At 33.6% G+C, this 16,573-nt stretch carries 12 protein-coding genes; 5 read left to right on the top strand and 7 right to left on the bottom strand.

The window, feature by feature from the left end; genetic code table 11:
* Positions 1-56: 56 nt before the first annotated feature.
* The gene (locus ACJ6WR_RS21265) at positions 57-6,635 is read right to left on the bottom strand and encodes a choice-of-anchor L domain-containing protein (RefSeq protein ID WP_409416420.1); all 6,579 of its coding nucleotides are present in this window, start codon (positions 6,633-6,635) and stop codon (positions 57-59) included.
* 381 nt (positions 6,636-7,016) lie between these two features.
* Here ACJ6WR_RS21265 and ACJ6WR_RS21260 point away from each other — a divergent pair, with 381 nt between their 5' ends.
* Positions 7,017-9,965: an ATP-binding protein gene (locus ACJ6WR_RS21260; protein ID WP_409416419.1), complete on the top strand. Its 2,949-nt coding sequence runs from the start codon at positions 7,017-7,019 to the stop codon at positions 9,963-9,965.
* A 38-nt stretch (positions 9,966-10,003) separates the two neighbouring features.
* Here ACJ6WR_RS21260 and ACJ6WR_RS21255 read toward each other — a convergent pair whose 3' ends face one another.
* From ACJ6WR_RS21255 to ACJ6WR_RS21240, 4 genes are all read right to left on the bottom strand, one after another.
* Positions 10,004-10,636, bottom strand: coding sequence for a response regulator transcription factor (locus tag ACJ6WR_RS21255; protein WP_086895904.1), 633 nt, complete (start codon positions 10,634-10,636; stop codon positions 10,004-10,006).
* Between the two features lie 129 nt (positions 10,637-10,765).
* On the bottom strand, positions 10,766-11,869 hold the full coding sequence (locus ACJ6WR_RS21250; RefSeq protein ID WP_409416418.1) for a lipase family protein: 1,104 nt from the start codon (positions 11,867-11,869) through the stop codon (positions 10,766-10,768).
* Between the two features lie 305 nt (positions 11,870-12,174).
* Entirely contained in the window at positions 12,175-12,351 is a 177-nt protein-coding gene (locus ACJ6WR_RS21245) for a hypothetical protein (RefSeq protein ID WP_165572124.1), read from the bottom strand.
* 8 nt (positions 12,352-12,359) lie between these two features.
* The gene (locus ACJ6WR_RS21240; RefSeq protein WP_039115590.1) at positions 12,360-12,575 is read right to left on the bottom strand and encodes a hypothetical protein; all 216 of its coding nucleotides are present in this window, start codon (positions 12,573-12,575) and stop codon (positions 12,360-12,362) included.
* Between the two features lie 181 nt (positions 12,576-12,756).
* On the opposite strand from ACJ6WR_RS21240, the gene ACJ6WR_RS21235 reads away from it, so the two are divergent.
* Positions 12,757-13,263 (top strand): GNAT family N-acetyltransferase, encoded by a 507-nt coding sequence (locus tag ACJ6WR_RS21235; protein WP_039115591.1) that lies wholly within the window; start codon positions 12,757-12,759, stop codon positions 13,261-13,263.
* Positions 13,264-13,283: 20 nt separating this feature from the next.
* On the opposite strand, the gene ACJ6WR_RS21230 is transcribed toward ACJ6WR_RS21235, so the two are convergent.
* Positions 13,284-13,673 (bottom strand): hypothetical protein, encoded by a 390-nt coding sequence (locus ACJ6WR_RS21230; protein ID WP_039115592.1) that lies wholly within the window; start codon positions 13,671-13,673, stop codon positions 13,284-13,286.
* Between the two features lie 215 nt (positions 13,674-13,888).
* Positions 13,889-14,236 carry a winged helix-turn-helix transcriptional regulator gene (locus tag ACJ6WR_RS21225; RefSeq protein ID WP_039115593.1) on the bottom strand — a complete coding sequence of 116 codons (348 nt, stop codon included), beginning with the start codon at positions 14,234-14,236 and terminating at the stop codon, positions 13,889-13,891.
* Positions 14,237-14,388: 152 nt separating this feature from the next.
* Here ACJ6WR_RS21225 and ACJ6WR_RS21220 point away from each other — a divergent pair, with 152 nt between their 5' ends.
* The 3 genes from ACJ6WR_RS21220 to ACJ6WR_RS21210 all read left to right on the top strand — a co-directional run bounded on the left by ACJ6WR_RS21220 (position 14,389) and on the right by ACJ6WR_RS21210 (position 16,390).
* Positions 14,389-15,192, top strand: a complete 804-nt coding sequence (locus tag ACJ6WR_RS21220; RefSeq protein WP_039115595.1) for a DNA alkylation repair protein — start codon at positions 14,389-14,391, stop codon at positions 15,190-15,192.
* 181 nt (positions 15,193-15,373) lie between these two features.
* Complete coding sequence (locus tag ACJ6WR_RS21215; protein ID WP_039115596.1) at positions 15,374-15,754, top strand: hypothetical protein; 381 nt, start codon at positions 15,374-15,376, stop codon at positions 15,752-15,754.
* Positions 15,755-15,787: 33 nt separating this feature from the next.
* A complete protein-coding gene (locus tag ACJ6WR_RS21210; RefSeq protein WP_039115598.1) occupies positions 15,788-16,390 on the top strand; it encodes a DNA-3-methyladenine glycosylase family protein in 603 nt (200 codons plus the stop codon).
* Positions 16,391-16,573: the final 183 nt, after the last annotated feature.

Raw genomic sequence — 16,573 nt, 5'->3', positions numbered from 1 at the left:
CTTTTAAGAATGGCTTAGCTTTTTAGGGCTAAGCCGTTTCTATTTGTTTTTTACTTTTATTTATTGATGTATAAATATCCTGCTTCCTGGTGGGCATTGGACTCGCTGTCTTTGTATTTTAGTACGTAGTAGTATGTTCCTACTGGCAGTCCATCGGATTGTTTTACGGTGGTGCGTCCTTCGGACATTCCTCTAAAGGCGCGTTCTTCGTTGTTGTAGTGTTCGCGTTCGAATACTAAAACTCCCCATCGGTTGTATATCTCTACGGTATTCTCTGGATAACATTCTAGTCCCTGGATATAGAATCTCTCGTTCATGGAATCTCCGTTTGGTGAGATGGCATTGAAGACTTTTATTACGCAGCCTTCTATTGGGGATACCGTTGGGTTGTCGTCTACATTGCTGGTGTAATCGGATTTGTCTTCTACTGTGATTCCGTTGGCACTGGTTCCAAATGCGGTGGCCTGGTTGCTTATTTTTCCGGCATTGATATCGGATTGTTTGATTACATATACGCCTATAAATGTGTGTTCATCGGTTTCATTTACGCCTAATGTGATTGGGCTTCCTGTCATAACTAGTCCTGGAAGTGGGTCGCTAACTGTTACGTTTGTCAGCGGGGTGTTTCCAGTATTGGTTATCTTGAAGGTATAGGTGATCGTTTCTCCTGCATTGGCATAACCGCTTTTGTTTTCGTCATTGAATGTGGCTGTTTTTATTACGGCTATCGATGGTACGGCAACAAAAATGGTCACTTTGGCACTTACGCAATTTGTTTTGTTTATCACATCACAAATTTGGTAGTTTAGGGTATAGGTACCTCCTGGTGTATTTGGCGCTACATCTATTGTTCCGTCTTCGTTTAATGTGATTCCTGATAATACGGTTAGGCTTTTTATAGTTACAATAGCTGGGTTGTTTATTCTGCTTCCGTTTAATTTATCATTGTCTAATACATTGATTGCTTCTAGTGTTCCGTTTATTCCGTCTGCAAAGAGTACGTTATCATCTGTTGCATCTATCACCGCTGCTCCTACTACAATTACTGAGGTTACTTCATCACAGTTTGTCGGATTGGTTACTTCGCATATTTTGTACGTTACATCGTAGTTTCCTGCTGGTGTATTTGGAGATACGGTTACAGTTCCGTCAGGATTTAGTGTGAGTCCTGTTGGTACTGTTACTGGCGTTAGTTTTACTTCGCCTGGGTTGATTCCGATAACTACATCTACTCCATTTAATTTATCATTGGCTGTTAATGGTGGCGTTTTTCCTCCTGTGTTTCCGTTAATTGGTGAAGTCGTTTCTGTAATTGCTTCGATTAATGGCTGACTTACTACAATTACTGAAGTTACTTCATCACAATTTGTCGGATTAGTTGCTTCGCATATTTTGTACGTTACATCATAGTTTCCTGCTGGCGTATTTGGAGATACGGTTACAGTTCCGTCTGGATTTAATGTGAGTCCTGTTGGTACAGTTACTGGAGTTAATTTTACTTCGCCTGGGTTGGTTCCGATAACTACATCTACTCCATTTAATTTATCGTTTGATGTTAATGGTGGAGTTTTTCCGCCTGTATTTCCATTTATTGGAGAAGTCGTTTCTGTAATTGCTTCGATTATTGGTTGACTTACTACAACTACTGAAGTTACTTCATCGCAATTTGTCGGATTGGTTACTTCGCATATTTTGTACGTTACATCGTAATTTCCTGCTGGTGTATTTGGAGCAATTGTTACAGTTCCGTCAGGATTTAGTGTGAGTCCTGTTGGTACAGTTACTGGCGTTAGTTTTACTTCGCCTGGATTGGTTCCGATAACTACATCTACTCCATTTAATTTATCATTAGCTGTTAATGGTGGCGTTTTGCCTCCTGTATTTCCGTTAATTGGTGAAGTCGTTTCTGTAATAGCTTCGATTAATGGTGGACTTACTACAATTACTGAGGTTACTTCATCACAATTTGTCGGATTGGTTACTTCGCATATTTTGTAGGTTACATCGTAGTTTCCTGTTGGTGTATTTGGTGCTATTGTTACAGTTCCATCTGGATTTAATGTGAGTCCTGTTGGTACAGTTACTGGCGTTAGTTTTACTTCGCCTACGTTGGTTCCGATAACTACATCTACTCCATTTAATTTATCATTAGCTGTTAATGGTGGTGTTTTTCCGCCTGTATTTCCGTTAATTGGAGAAGTCGTTTCTGTAATAGCTTCAATTAATGATTGACTTACTACAACTACTGAGGTTACTTCTGCACAGTTTGTCGGATTGGTTACTTCGCATATTTTGTACGTTACATCGTAGTTTCCTGCTGGGGTATTTGGCGCTATGGTTACGGTTCCATCTGGATTTAGTGTTAATCCTGTTTGTACAGTTACTGGTGTTAGTTTTACTTCACCTGGGGTGGTTCCGATAACTACATCTACTCCGTTTAATTTATCGTTTGATGTCAATGATGGCGTTTTACCTCCTGTATTTCCGTTAATTGGTGAAGTAGTTTCGGTGATAGCTTCGATTAATGGTTGACTTACTACAACTACTGAAGTTACTTCATCACAATTTGTCGGATTGGTTACTTCGCATATTTTGTACGTTACATCATAGTTTCCTGCTGGTGTATTTGGAGATACGGTTACAGTTCCGTCAGGATTTAATGTTAATCCTGTTGGTACTGTTACTGGCGTTAGTTTTACTTCACCTGGGTTGGTTCCGATAACTACATCTACTCCGTTTAATTTATCATTGGCTGTTAATGGTGGCGTTTTGCCTCCTGTGTTTCCATTGATTGGAGAAGTCGTTTCTGTAATTGCTTCGATTATTGGTTGGCTTACTACAACTACTGAGGTTACTTCATCACAGTTTGTCGGATTGGTCACTTCGCATATTTTGTAGGTTACATCATAGTTTCCTGCTGGTGTATTTGGAGATACGGTTACAGTTCCATCTGGATTTAATGTTAATCCTGTTGGTACTGTTACTGGCGTTAGTTTTACTTCACCTGGGTTGGTTCCAATTACTACATCTACTCCATTTAATTTATCATTGGCTGTTAATGGTGGCGTTTTGCCTCCTGTGTTTCCATTGATTGGAGAAGTCGTTTCTGTAATTGCTTCGATTATTGGTTGGCTTACTACAACTACTGAGGTTACTTCATCACAGTTTGTCGGATTGGTCACTTCGCATATTTTGTAGGTTACATCATAGTTTCCTGCTGGTGTATTTGGAGATACGGTTACAGTTCCATCTGGATTTAATGTTAATCCTGTTGGTACTGTTACTGGCGTTAGTTTTACTTCACCTGGGTTGGTTCCAATTACTACATCTACTCCATTTAATTTATCATTAGCTGTTAATGGTGGTGTTTTTCCGCCTGTATTTCCATTTATTGGAGAAGTCGTTTCGGTGATAGCTTCGATTAATGGTTGACTTACTACAACTACTGAAGTTACTTCATCACAATTTGTCGGATTAGTTACTTCGCATATTTTGTAGGTTACATCATAGTTTCCTGCCGGTGTATTTGGAGATACGGTTACAGTTCCATCTGGATTTAATGTTAATCCTGTTGGTACTGTTACTGGCGTTAATATGACTTCACCTGGATTGGTTCCGATAACTACATCTACTCCATTTAATTTATCGTTAGCTGTTAATGGTGGCGTTTTTCCTCCTGTATTTCCATTGATTGGTGAAGTCGTTTCTGTGATAGCACAAATAACATAATCAATAGTAATATTACTAGATGGAAGAGAAATACATCCTGCATCACTTGTTACGGTGAAACTATAACTACTTCCTTGTACTAAACCTGTTACAGTTGTAGTTGTAGTATTTCCAGAAACATTTCCAGGATTTATAGTCCAATTACCTGATGGTAAGCCATTCAAAACTATACTACCTGTTGAAATTGAACAAGTTGGTTTTGTTAAAGTTCCTAATCTTGGCTGTGCTGGAGTGGTGTTTACATTTACTACTACGGCAGTTCTTGCACTTTCACATCCGTCAATTGTCTGACTTGCATAATACGTTCCTGATGTTAAAACATCTGTTACTGAATATAATGTTCCGTTTGTGCTTGCGGAATACCATTGGATGGCTGTTCCTGTAGCTTGTAAATCGCCTACTTTTTTAGCTTCCGCTGAACAGAAAGTTTGCGTTGTAGCGGTTGGCTCTGCTGGTGTTGGAGTTATTTTTACCACTACAGCAGTTCTGGCACTTTCGCAGCCGTCAATTGTTTGGCTTGCATAATACGTTCCTGATGCTAAAACATCTGTTACTGAATATAATGTTCCGTTTGTTGCTGCGGAATACCATTGAATAGCTGTTCCTGTAGCTTGTAAATCACCTACTTTTTTAGCTTCAGCTGAACAAAATGTTTGCGTTGTAGCGGTTGGTTCTGCTAGTGTAGGAGTTATTTTTACCACTACAGCAGTTCTTGCACTTTCGCATCCGTCAATTGTCTGGCTTGCATAATACGTTCCTGATGCTAAAACATCTGTTACTGAATATAATGTTCCGTTTCTACTTGCCGAATACCATTGAATAGCTGTTCCTGTAGCTTGTAAATCGCCTACTTTTTTAGCTTCGGCTGAACAGAAAGTTTGCGTTGTTGCGGTTGGCTCTGCTGGTGCTGTTTTTGGAGCAGCAATTCCACTACCCGAATTGGTACATCCATTTACAGTAGTCGTAACAGTATAAGTTCCTGCTGTACTTACTATAATACTAGATGTTGTTTCGCCATTACTCCACAATAAAGTACCAGCAGCTGTAGTTGATAATTTTGATGTACCATCACAATTATCTTCAACTATTACAACTGGTGCTACTGGAGCAGAATTAATCGTTACAGCCACCGCTGTTCTCGTACTTTCATTTCCGTTTATAGTCTGACTTGCATAATAGGTTCTCGTTCCTAATACATGAGTTGCATCATATAGAATCCCTCCTGTTAAACTATCGTACCATTTTATTTCATTACCTGTAGCAGGTAAATCAGTTATTTTTTTTAGGTCAGCAGAACAAAATGTTTGTGCACTAGCTGTTGGTGGTTTCGTTTTTACAGTAATACTAATTGTAGCTTCATTAGATGTAAAACCATCGTTATCATTTACAACATAGTTCAAGCTTGCAGTTCCGCTAAAAGTTGCCAAAGGTGTAAATGTTACAATTCCTGAAGCATCTACAGTATATGTTCCTTCACCTGCTACTGTAAACGTGGGCTGAATACCTGGCGTAAGAGGATCCAGATCTACTGTTGCAACATTTATAGTTCCATCAGGATCAGTATCATTTGTTGTCACCGCAATAGTAACTGCTGTGCCACCAATAGTATTTCCTGAATCATTATTAGCCACTGGTGGTTTTACTGGCTCACTAGAGCTTTCGTTATTTAAAGGATCTGGATCTTCTTCATTTCCAGTAATTTTAGCAATATTATTATAATCTCCCTTGGCATTAAGAGTCGCTTTTACAGTCAAAGTAGCGTTTCCTCTATTGGCAAGTGTACCAATATTCCAAACTCCAGTACCTGAATTATAAGTACCTGTCGATGGGGTTGCACTTACAAAAGTATATCCCGAAGGTAATAAATCGTTTACCTTAACTCCTGTTGCTTCATATGGTCCAGCATTACTGGCAGTAATAAGGAAAGTTGCGACATCACCTACTTTTTTAGGAGTACCTACCACCTCTTTTTTTACCGATAAATCAGCACCATAACTAGCTGTAATTACATCTATAAATACACCTGAGTCATAAGATCCGTCACCAACATCTGCAATTGCAATTTTAAAATTATAAGTTGCTCCTGGCGTCAGTTGTGTAAGATCATAAGAAAGTCTTTTTGTTAAACCATTGTATTCTACAAATACTGGTTTAGGTCCAATTCCATCATTCGTTGTGCCATCATTTTTATGCCCATTATTTATATAATAATTTGTCTGTTGCAAGTCTGTCCCAGGTACACCATTCGCTCCGGTTTTACTAACTCCAAGCTTTCCTCCATTTACCGAATTAACAGAAATTTCTCTATTACTTGATGGTAATTTTGCGATATTTTGTGTCCCTGTAACTCCTGGTCCTGAAATAAAAAATCCAAAAACATCATTAAACGTACTTCCAACATAATCAGGATATTCTTCTGATCCAAACTGAAAAAAAATACGAATGGCTGTCATTTTAGCGTCCAAAGTTACCTTGAAGGTATATACAACTGCATCATTATTTGCTGAGCCATCAAGAGTTGCTAAATCCGGATCAATCGCTGAATTTCCATTTGGATTGGAACCTGCAGCTAAAGATTTATTCCTGTTGCTTAAATCTGAAGTAGCATCTCCTGTAGAAAACAGAATACCTCTGTCTATCTCTAAACCCGCATTTGTTCCACCCGAAAAAACGGCAATTTGTTTAGCTCTAACCCCTTTAACTAATGTAGGAACGCTCAAAACAACACCGCTACCATTTAATGTACTTAAAATTGTTGTATCATTAGGGCCTGCACTATGTGTGGTCTGGACTTGTGAGTAGCCTATGTTTCCAAATATAAACAGAAACAAGAAACAGACTAGAAATCGATTCAGAGCCCCCTCTTTATTTGGCATTAATAATTTAAAATAAGTAAAGTTCCTCATATAATAATTGTTATTAAAATTCTAAAAAATAGTATTCAGGGATATTTATTAATCTCTAAATATTGTAACTATTGAAATCAAACTATTTGGTATTCTATTCTGGTGGTTGCTTTAATCGAAATTTGCAGTTTTTAATCAATGTTTTTAACTGATAAACAACTACTTCCATATTAGAGTAATCCAGATGCGAATATCTTTCTAATCATTAAGAAGCCATGTAGAGAATACAGAATTGTACTGTAGAATTAATTCTACAGATAAAGGCTCCTGCTTTTTCGTAATATTGAACGGTAAATTTTCAAGGTATTTAAATGCCTTTCTCTAAGAAATATCCCAATAATCATTAAACATTTTAATAATTTAATAGCATTATTTCTGACATTGTTTTTTGTCAATTTTCTTTATTCTCAGATAGATAATAAAGACTATACTCTTATTTGGTATTCTGCAGACAATAATATACTTCCTCAAAACAGTGTAAAATCCATAATAAAAGATAATAATGGTTTTATATGGATGGCTACCGAAAATGGATTAGTAAGATATGATGGAAATCAATTTAAGACATTTAATACCGAAAATGTAGCAGGAATGACTACTAACAGGATGAGTCTTTTTCGAGGAAATGCACTTAAAGACAATATCTATTTACTCAATGATCTTGCCGATTATATTAGGATAAAAAACAATACTGCTTCTATAATTCCTAAAAATAAAATTCCTAAGCAATTTAAAATCAGTAATGCCCTTTATAAAAAAAGACGATTTTATAACAACAAAATTCATAGAACTGATAACAAATATTTTACGCTCTCAAAAAAGTATATTGGTCTGTATCAAGATGAGAACAAACTATTGTGGCAGGTTAAATATGCTTATGATGAGTATCAAAACTTTTTCATACTAAACAATATTATTTACAACTATGATGGAGAAAAATTCATAAAATTCGAGAATGGAAAAATTGATCTTATAAAAATAGATGGGCTAAAAACAAATAATTTTTCTATTATCATAAACAATGTTTCTCAACAAACCTTTTTTATCGTTGAAGGCAATTTTTACATCCTTGAAAAAAAACATAAAAAACTTGGACTTCGTTTGTTGTTAAAGAATTATGACCTTTCAAAAAGAAATATAGTATCTGCATATTATGACCTAGATGATCGAATTTTATATATCGGAAGTAGCACTGATGGATTGCTTGTAGTTAAGGAAAAACTTTTTTTGGCCATTCCTGGAAAAAATAAGGATGGTGTATATTACGCGCAGGTTCCATATCAGGATAATCAATTCTTGGCCACATCGGGAGAAATTTTCACGACAGATGGGCAATCATTAAGTAATCCTTTATTTAAAGTTCTAAATGATAATTATAGCCTGATGTTTGATAAAATGGGAAATATCTGGACTAAGGCTAATAATATTGTATACTGTTTTCATAAAAAAAGCAATTTTATTACCTATAACAAATGGAGTTTTGAAGATAGGGTTACACAAATTTTCCAGATGAATAATGGGGAAATAATAGTAGGAATGAGCGTTGGAGGTTCTCCAAATGGAAAATTATACACATTAGGAGGTACAAAAGATAAACCTCATTTTAATTTTTATATGAATGTTCCTTTTAATGTAACCTATATGCTTCAGATAAAAGATAATATTATCTGGACAGGATCACATTTAGGATTTCATCAAATTCATTTTAAAGAGAAGAAAATTGAAAATGTAAAGGAGACAGAAAACAATTATGTGAGAAGTGTATATATTGGTAAACCAGATGAAATATGGATAACAACTTATGGAAATGGTTTTTATCTATACAATCAATTTACTAAAAAAACTACCTCTTTTCCTGTAGATAAAAACAAGTATCTACTCACTTCTCATTGCATTATAGAAGATAAAAACGGATATTTTTGGATTACTACCAATAAAGGATTATTTCAGGTTTCTAAAAAAAATCTACTGGATTATTCCAACAAAAAAATAAAAAATATTTATTATCAATATTATGATAAGTCCGATGGTTTTGCAACCAATGAATTTAATGGCGGATGCCAGCCATGCGGATTATTATTAAAGAATAATTACGTGACATTCCCATCAATGAAAGGAAATGTTGTATTTGATTCTAAAAAAGTAAAAAGACTTTTACCTAAAGGAGATATTTATTTTGAGCAAGCAGAAGTCAACAATTCAAATGTTACTATTAAAAATGACACTCTTAACTTAAATCATGATTTTGAACGACTTAGACTTTTTATAAATAGTCCTTATTATGGAAATTCAAATAACTTAAATATAGAAACCAAAGTCGAAGGTCCGATATCTCAAAAATGGGAATCGATAATCGATAATAATATTTACTTTACGACTTTACCACACGGAACTTATCATCTGACAGCCAGAAAAATGACCGGACATGATTCTGAATACCGATATAAAACACTAACTATAATAATCGCTCCGGCATTTTATCAAACCATTTGGTTTAACGTATTGATTTTTATTTTAGCCTTTGCTACTCTATATTATGTTGTAAAATTAAGACTGAAATATGTTCGATTGAAAAACATTCATTTAGAAAAAAAAATAGCCGAACAAACTTTTCAACTCCGAAATACAATTACAACATTAAAGGATACAACCGAAAATTTACGTGAACAAATCACAAATCACAAAAAACTTATAGGAACAATTACACACGATATAAAAAGTCCATTGCGTTTTTTGGCAATGACTGCAAAACACGTTTATCAAAACCCAAATGATTCAGAAGCTGTTCAGGATGGCATAAAATCATTACATACTTCATCTTTCCAACTCTATAATTTTGTAAATAATATATTAGAATATACCAAAGTATCTAAACACGAAAATTTATCCAGTACGTATTGTTTATATGATCTGATCGAAGAAAAAATAAAAATTTTCCTGACCATTGCCTCTTCCAAAAAGATCGTAATTGAAAACCTCATTGATACAAACCAAACTATCAGCAATAATCGATTATTATTTTCAATCGTTGTACATAATCTTCTGGACAATGCAATAAAAAATACTCCATCAGGAAAAATTACTTTAGTCTCAGGAATAATGGATAATAAGCTTTTCTTTGCTATTAAAGATACTGGAAGCGGAATGTCTGGCGATATTGTAAACCTTTACAATAAACAGGATATAAAATCAATGCAAACCCAAGAAAAACCTGGAATGGGGCTACAAATTGTGACCGAACTTTTGGAAATTATGAAAGCTAAAATGAAGATTGAGAGTACTATAAATATCGGTACAAAAATTACAATTCTGTTTTTGAATACCAAATAAATCTAGTTTATGAGTTATAAGAAAGACTAGATTTTTGTCTAGTTTTTATAGATTTTTAAAATTTCGACTAGTCTAACAACATTGTTGATCCCTAGTTTTTCAAAGATTCTATTTTTAAAAGTACTTACTGTTGTCATCTGGATATTCAACTTATTCGATATTTCGAGATTCCCTTCTCCATTAACAAGAAGTTCGGCAACTTCAATCTCTCTATCCGAAAGGATTTCTAATGGATTTATTGGTGTTTTATTTAGGGCGTTTTGAAGAATTTTCTCTTTTACAACATCACTAATATATTTTCCGGTTTCTATAACAGAGCGAACAGCTTTAATAATTTCCTCGTCACTGCTGTCTTTATTTAAAAAACCATTGGCACCAGCATGAATATAACGCAAAGCATATTGCGTTTCATCATAAGCAGAAAACATCAAGATCAATAAATTAGGGTGATTTTGCTTAATTTTTTCAACCATTTTGGTACTATTCCCTCCAGGAAGGTTAATATCTAAAAAAATCAAGTCTTGTTTCTGGCGTAGTTTGCTTATAACTTCTTCAAAACTATCTGCATGAGTAATGTTAATACTTCGGAAAGCTTCTTTTAATAACAAAGAAATTCCGTGCCGTACTACACTATGGTCATCTGCTAATAATATATTGAAGTCTTTTTTCATAGAAAATTTTACAGCTCAAAATTACAATTATTTGCCTGAACTAAAAACATTTATGATAAATCAATGCTGTTAAATCATAATTTTAACACCTATAAAAGTTATTTTTATAATAAGATAAGACCAAATACTCTATTCCAACTGATCCAGAAGGTATAAGTAAGGCGGAAAAGAATGATGAATCATTAAATCCTTACTATTATTTGGGAATTTTTCATAATACACCGCATCATCTTGTTTAGGATAAAGTACAATAGTAGTACTTGTACGCACATAATTATTACTGTTATAAAAAGGTGGTGGTACAAACTCAGGCAAAAACTCTTTTACCCTCTTAGCCATTTCTTTACCTAACAACTTTTGATACGTTTTTACCGTTTTGCGTGATGGACTCGTTGCTTTATCATAAACCATGTTTAAAAGCATTCTTTTAAAGAAGTTTTGCTTCTTAATGGTTTCTTCTACCAAGGCAATTGGACTTACTATAGGTAAATCTTCAGGCATTTCTACAGAAAATGGTGTTTGAGGAACCCAATCTGCAGCACTTACAACATTATATGCCCAACCGTTTTGAGTTTTACGCTCATAATCATAAGCAAAATATAAATTACCGGGTTTAGGAGCTGCACTACAATAGGTTTTAAAACGAATATCGGCTGGTATAATACCTTTGCTTTGTAAATTATAAAAATGTGCTGTAAGCAAATAGCTAATTCCTCCGCCTTGGCTATGTCCCATGATTATGAAATTCTTAATCCCTTGTTTGTAACAAGAATCTATCTTTGGGAGCATTTCTTTAGAAAGAAAAGCAGTACTTAAAAGATATCCTGTATGAACAGCTGCATCTTTATTAGTAGATAATTCATATTTAAAAGTATCCGTATTAGAAATTTTTAATTCTCCCTTTGCCGGAGTCATTGCCGCATAAAGATTTGCAAGCCAACTTTCTCCTTTTTCGGTAGTTCCCCTTGTACACAATACAGCAGTTTTACCATCTTTAAGCCATAACTCCCACTGATTATCCAGCCCTATTGATTTGCTTTGATACACCAATTTTGAATGTTCTGGCAGCGGAATATCCTTTGCTTTCTCTGGAGATTCTGTCGATCGAGTGGCAATATAAACTAACTCACGATATTCTGCCTTATCAAATCCGGGTTTTAAATCTTGCGCAATGCTATGTGTAAAAGAAAACAAAAAGCAGAAAACAACTAAAGGTGATTTTAAAAATTTCATAAAGACCAAGGTGCTAATTTATTAGTAATAACGATTTTGATTAGAAATTAAAAAATAGCATAATTACCTATGTTTATCTAAACTAAGACTTTATATAAAACATTCGATATAATTATGACTACTTATTTATTTGAGAACTAATCTTACAATAAATATAGACATTATTTTGGTAGTACTTCCTGATTTTTATTTCCATAAGCATCAAAAACACACTTGTTGCATACAGAGTAAAGAGGATAATTACAGATCAAATCCATCTTTTAGACGATAATCTTTTGGTCTTTAAATCTATATTTGTTTTTATATTAATGATATAAAAACTTGTACAATCGGTACGAGAATAAAAGCATTCCTATGACAACAAAAAACCACCAGTATTTTTTCATCGAAGTATAACTCTCATTCTTTGAGTTCTTAATTGCAAATCCCATAACAATACTGATTAAAGGAATTATTAGCCTAACTATTTCTTCTATACCCATTTTTAATTTTAATTAATTGACTTAAATAAACATACTATTGCGCCTATTACAAAACCTATAATAATTACCCAACTATTAAAATTTTGAAGGTTTGTTTGTGGTTTTGAATACAAATCAGGATTTTTATTTCCATCTCTGCCTTCTAATGACCATTTGTTTAACTTATAATAGGCAATAGCACCAATTATAAATAAAAAGCAATACACTAAAAATCTATAATTCATAAATATAATACTGTCTTTCTTTATTGAAGTTTGCGAATATATGTATTTTAATTTTATCGAATAAAGATAGCTCGAATGTTGCTGAAAAAGTAAAAATAAAGCTAGAACAAACAATTATATTAACATTTCATCCATCTAAATAATATGTTTTTTTTACTTTTGATACATACAAAAAAATAATATGTCAAATTTATATCAAACTCCTAGAATAATTATTCGTGAGTTCTTGTCAGAAGAGCAACAAACGTTTTTAGATCTGTTTAAAGACGACGAAGTGACCCAATATTTACCTCAAGTTTCCCCTGAGAGATATGAGGAAATGTTTAGTGAACTTCTTGAAAATTATGAGAAAGGCAACCTAAGCCGATGGGCAATTTTTGATACTACAAATAATAATTTTATAGGTATGTGTGTTGCGCGTGTTTTTGTACACAACACCAATCAAATAGAAATAGGATATGTACTTAGTAAAGAATACTGGGGAAAAGGAATTGCTACTGAAGTATGTAAAGGTTTAACCCAATATTGCTTTACAAATACTGATATAAATGAGGTAGTTGCTATAACAGATCTTAACAATAGCGGATCCCAAAATGTATTACTGAAAGTAGGATTTGAGCGATTAGATAACATAATAAGAGATGACGAAGAAATAGCTTATTTTGTAACAAAAAGACCTTTGGTTTAATTAAAAACACTACTTGCAAGCTAGTAAATAGAGATTTTGCGTAAAATACTAGTAGAACATTTTAAGCTTTTCAGTAGCATTTTTTGGTGTATCGCCAGCATAATATCCCTATTGATGTGAATCGTAGGGCTATTTTTATCACTTATTGGTATTTGAGAAACTGTAAAGTAAAAATACTTTTCTAAATTAGTTTTTAGATAAGCAAACAATTTAGGTTGCTCATTATCAAATTCAAGAATAAAAGACCGCTCATTAATTGCCAGAATATCCAAAACTTTGGTATTAACCAATACGCATAGTAAATATTCTTTGGCCTCAGCATAATCTGTAAAATCATTTTCGCAATCGATGGTATCAAATGAGAAATGATATAGTTGTCTTTTGTGTATGGAGTCCTTTATTTTTGCCATGAGCGATTTTATCAAATTGTTCATTTGAAAGCAATAAAATGCGATTCTTTTTAATATTAATAAAATGATATAAACAAAACATAAAAAACCAAAATGAATAGTCGTTTATATTAAATTTATTCTCGAATTTAACTATGCTTAAAATTAAATCTACTTTTTTAAAGCCTAGTACTTTTTGCATCAAGAAATGTTTCATTTTAAAATTTGGAACACGTTTACTCAATATGAAACTCTTCTTCAGGAATCATTAATTTACCCCAATCGTTTAACATCCACAGAATATCCACCAACTTCACCCCTAGTTCAGTGAGCGAATACTCTACTCTTGGCGGAAGCTCATTAAATGAAACTTTAGTTAAGATACCATCTTGTTCCATTTCTTTTAACTGTTGATTCAAAACTCTTCTATCGACCTTGGCAATTCCACGCAAAAATTCACTTGGGCGCTTTTTACCTTCATTAATTTGCCAAACAATCGGAATTTTCCATTTACCACTGATAGAATTAACTGCTACTTCCAATGGACAAATTTTGTTTTCTATGCTTCTTTCCTTTGTTTTCATAATAGTGACTTTTTTACCCCTATGTGACAATAATATGCGTTATTGCACATATGAACTTTCTTTTAAACCTTTGTAAAATTAATAAACATTTTAGCAAAGCAAATGAGAAACCGCGCAAATGCATGTTTATTTAAACAATAGATAAAATCAGTATGACAGATATAAAACGAAAAGGCTCACGCTCAACAAAAGACATACCCAAAGATATTTTAGAGAAATTAAATAAAGGAGAAATCGAAACCGCTAATTTAGTCGAATGGCTCGCAATTGATCAAAAACTACTCCTTAAGAACTTTCTTGATCAGAATAATCGTTTAAGGTATTTAGAGCCAATCAATACTACAATTGATGCGTTAAAGAAACAAACTGTCAATACTATTAATGAAGCCATTGGAACAAGTCTTTTTAAATTAGCAAAATCAGAAGATGATACTGAACTATTTTCAATACTATCAAAGCATAAATCGGATTTAATTAGATGTTGGGCAACTTATACAATTGGAAAAAATACCGAGCTATCAATTGAAGAAATGTTAGAACAGATTCAGTTTTTTTCTGCCGATAAACATTTTGGCGTTAGAGAGATTTGCTGGTTAGCCGTAAGACAAACAATTGCCCAGAATCTAACCGAAAGTTTGGGAATCCTAGCTAAATGGACAAAACACTCAGACGAAAACGTAAGACGATTTGCTAGCGAAGCCACAAGACCAAGAGGAGTTTGGTGTGAACACATCGAAGAATTAAAGCAAAACCCTGATTTGGGATTAATCATTTTGGAACCTCTAAAATCGGATAAATCAAAATACGTACAAGATAGTGTTGGCAACTGGCTAAATGATGCGAGCAAAACCAAACCAGAATTTGTAATTGCTATTTGCGAAAATTGGAAAAACATAAGTCCCACAAAAGAAACTGTTTATATAATAAAAAAGGCACTTCGTACAATCGAAAAGTGATCTATGCCAGAAAAAGTATTCAGTCTCAGTTTCGGTTTTCAGTCTCTGTTTTCAGTCACAATTTCTTAGTCTCTTAGTACCTCAGAACCTTTGAACCTCAGAACCTTTGCGCCTTTGCGCCTTTGAACCTTTGAAAAAAACACTTATATTAGCATTAAACAAACCAAGTAATTTATAAATAATGCTAGATGTTATCAAGAAACTAAAATTTAAGGATAAAGGAACAGTTATTAATGCTCCAAAAGTAATAGAAGATGAGTTTATTCAGCTTGGTATGAAAACTACTTTTGATAAAAAAATAAAAAGTACAAACACGCTAATTTTCATCAATAATAATGAAGAGTTTTTAAATTACCTTAAAAATGATTTAGAAAACGTAGAATCTGATAGTGTCTTATGGTTTGCGTACCCAAAAGGAACTTCTAAAATTAAAACTGACATAAATAGAGATACGATTCATGTTACAGGTAAAGAATTTGGATTAAAAACAGTAACAGCTATTTCTATAAACGATACTTGGAGCGCATTACGTTTTAGACCTGTCGATAAGGTTGGTACCTAATATTTCTTATTTTCTAAATCTAATACCTCAACAATGTCACATCCCTATATATCACATCTTTCGAAAGATTCTGCATTCCAAAAAATTCTTGAAAATGCAGAACATCGTGAACTTAAAACAAACACTAATCTTGCTCAGTTTTTATATACATCAATTATTAATCAGCAATTATCTGCCAAAGTTGGTGATGTTTTTTTAAAACGTTTTCTGGATATATACGACGGACTAGAGCCTAATTCTTCTCAAATTCTTGAAACTCCAGATGAAACATTGCAAGCTATAGGTTTATCAAAACCCAAAGTTAGCTATATAAAAAATGTAGCACAATTTGATGTCGATTTTGGATTAGAATACAACAAATTTATCGAAATGACCGATCAGGAAATTATCGATTTGGTAACTTCTATTAAAGGTATAGGCAAATGGTCAGCCCAAAACTTACTTATGTTTGCCTTAGGACGCGAAGATGTTTTTTCGGCCGATGATTTAATTATTCGTAACAAAATGGCAATCTTGTTTAATCTCGATAAAACCGATAAGAAAAAATTTAATGAAGACATTATTCGTCTCTCGAAACCATGGAGCCCGTACAGAACATTTGCATGCCTACATTTATGGCGATGGAAAGATTTTTGAGTTACTAAGTTTTTAAGGTTCAGAGTTTAAGAGGTGCAAAGGGACAAAGGTTCTGAGGTACTGAGTTTTTGCAAACCTTATATAAGCCTTTGTGTACTTTGCGTAGTCCTTCGTGTCCCTTGCAGTTTATCTTTCTGTTAAAAATCACAATACAACCACAATATTGGGGAGAAACTTTGCGTA

The organism is Flavobacterium sp. PS2 (assembly GCF_046250155.1).
GTDB lineage: Bacteria > Bacteroidota > Bacteroidia > Flavobacteriales > Flavobacteriaceae > Flavobacterium.
The sequence above is the reverse complement of the archived record's forward strand: the minus strand, read 5'-3'. Positions and strand labels throughout refer to the sequence as shown.

What these genes read in the sequence shown, in the direction of transcription:
- ACJ6WR_RS21265 (WP_409416420.1), bottom strand. Translation starts at nt 6,635, where the DNA reads ATGAGGAACTTTACTTATTTTAAATTATTAATGCCAAATAAAGAGGGG.
- ACJ6WR_RS21255 (WP_086895904.1), bottom strand. Translation starts at nt 10,636, where the DNA reads ATGAAAAAAGACTTCAATATATTATTAGCAGATGACCATAGTGTAGTA.
- ACJ6WR_RS21250 (WP_409416418.1), bottom strand. Translation starts at nt 11,869, where the DNA reads ATGAAATTTTTAAAATCACCTTTAGTTGTTTTCTGCTTTTTGTTTTCT.
- ACJ6WR_RS21245 (WP_165572124.1), bottom strand. Translation starts at nt 12,351, where the DNA reads ATGGGTATAGAAGAAATAGTTAGGCTAATAATTCCTTTAATCAGTATT.
- ACJ6WR_RS21240 (WP_039115590.1), bottom strand. Translation starts at nt 12,575, where the DNA reads ATGAATTATAGATTTTTAGTGTATTGCTTTTTATTTATAATTGGTGCT.
- ACJ6WR_RS21235 (WP_039115591.1), top strand. Translation starts at nt 12,757, where the DNA reads ATGTCAAATTTATATCAAACTCCTAGAATAATTATTCGTGAGTTCTTG.
- ACJ6WR_RS21230 (WP_039115592.1), bottom strand. Translation starts at nt 13,673, where the DNA reads ATGGCAAAAATAAAGGACTCCATACACAAAAGACAACTATATCATTTC.
- ACJ6WR_RS21225 (WP_039115593.1), bottom strand. Translation starts at nt 14,236, where the DNA reads ATGAAAACAAAGGAAAGAAGCATAGAAAACAAAATTTGTCCATTGGAA.
- ACJ6WR_RS21220 (WP_039115595.1), top strand. Translation starts at nt 14,389, where the DNA reads ATGACAGATATAAAACGAAAAGGCTCACGCTCAACAAAAGACATACCC.
- ACJ6WR_RS21215 (WP_039115596.1), top strand. Translation starts at nt 15,374, where the DNA reads ATGCTAGATGTTATCAAGAAACTAAAATTTAAGGATAAAGGAACAGTT.
- ACJ6WR_RS21210 (WP_039115598.1), top strand. Translation starts at nt 15,788, where the DNA reads ATGTCACATCCCTATATATCACATCTTTCGAAAGATTCTGCATTCCAA.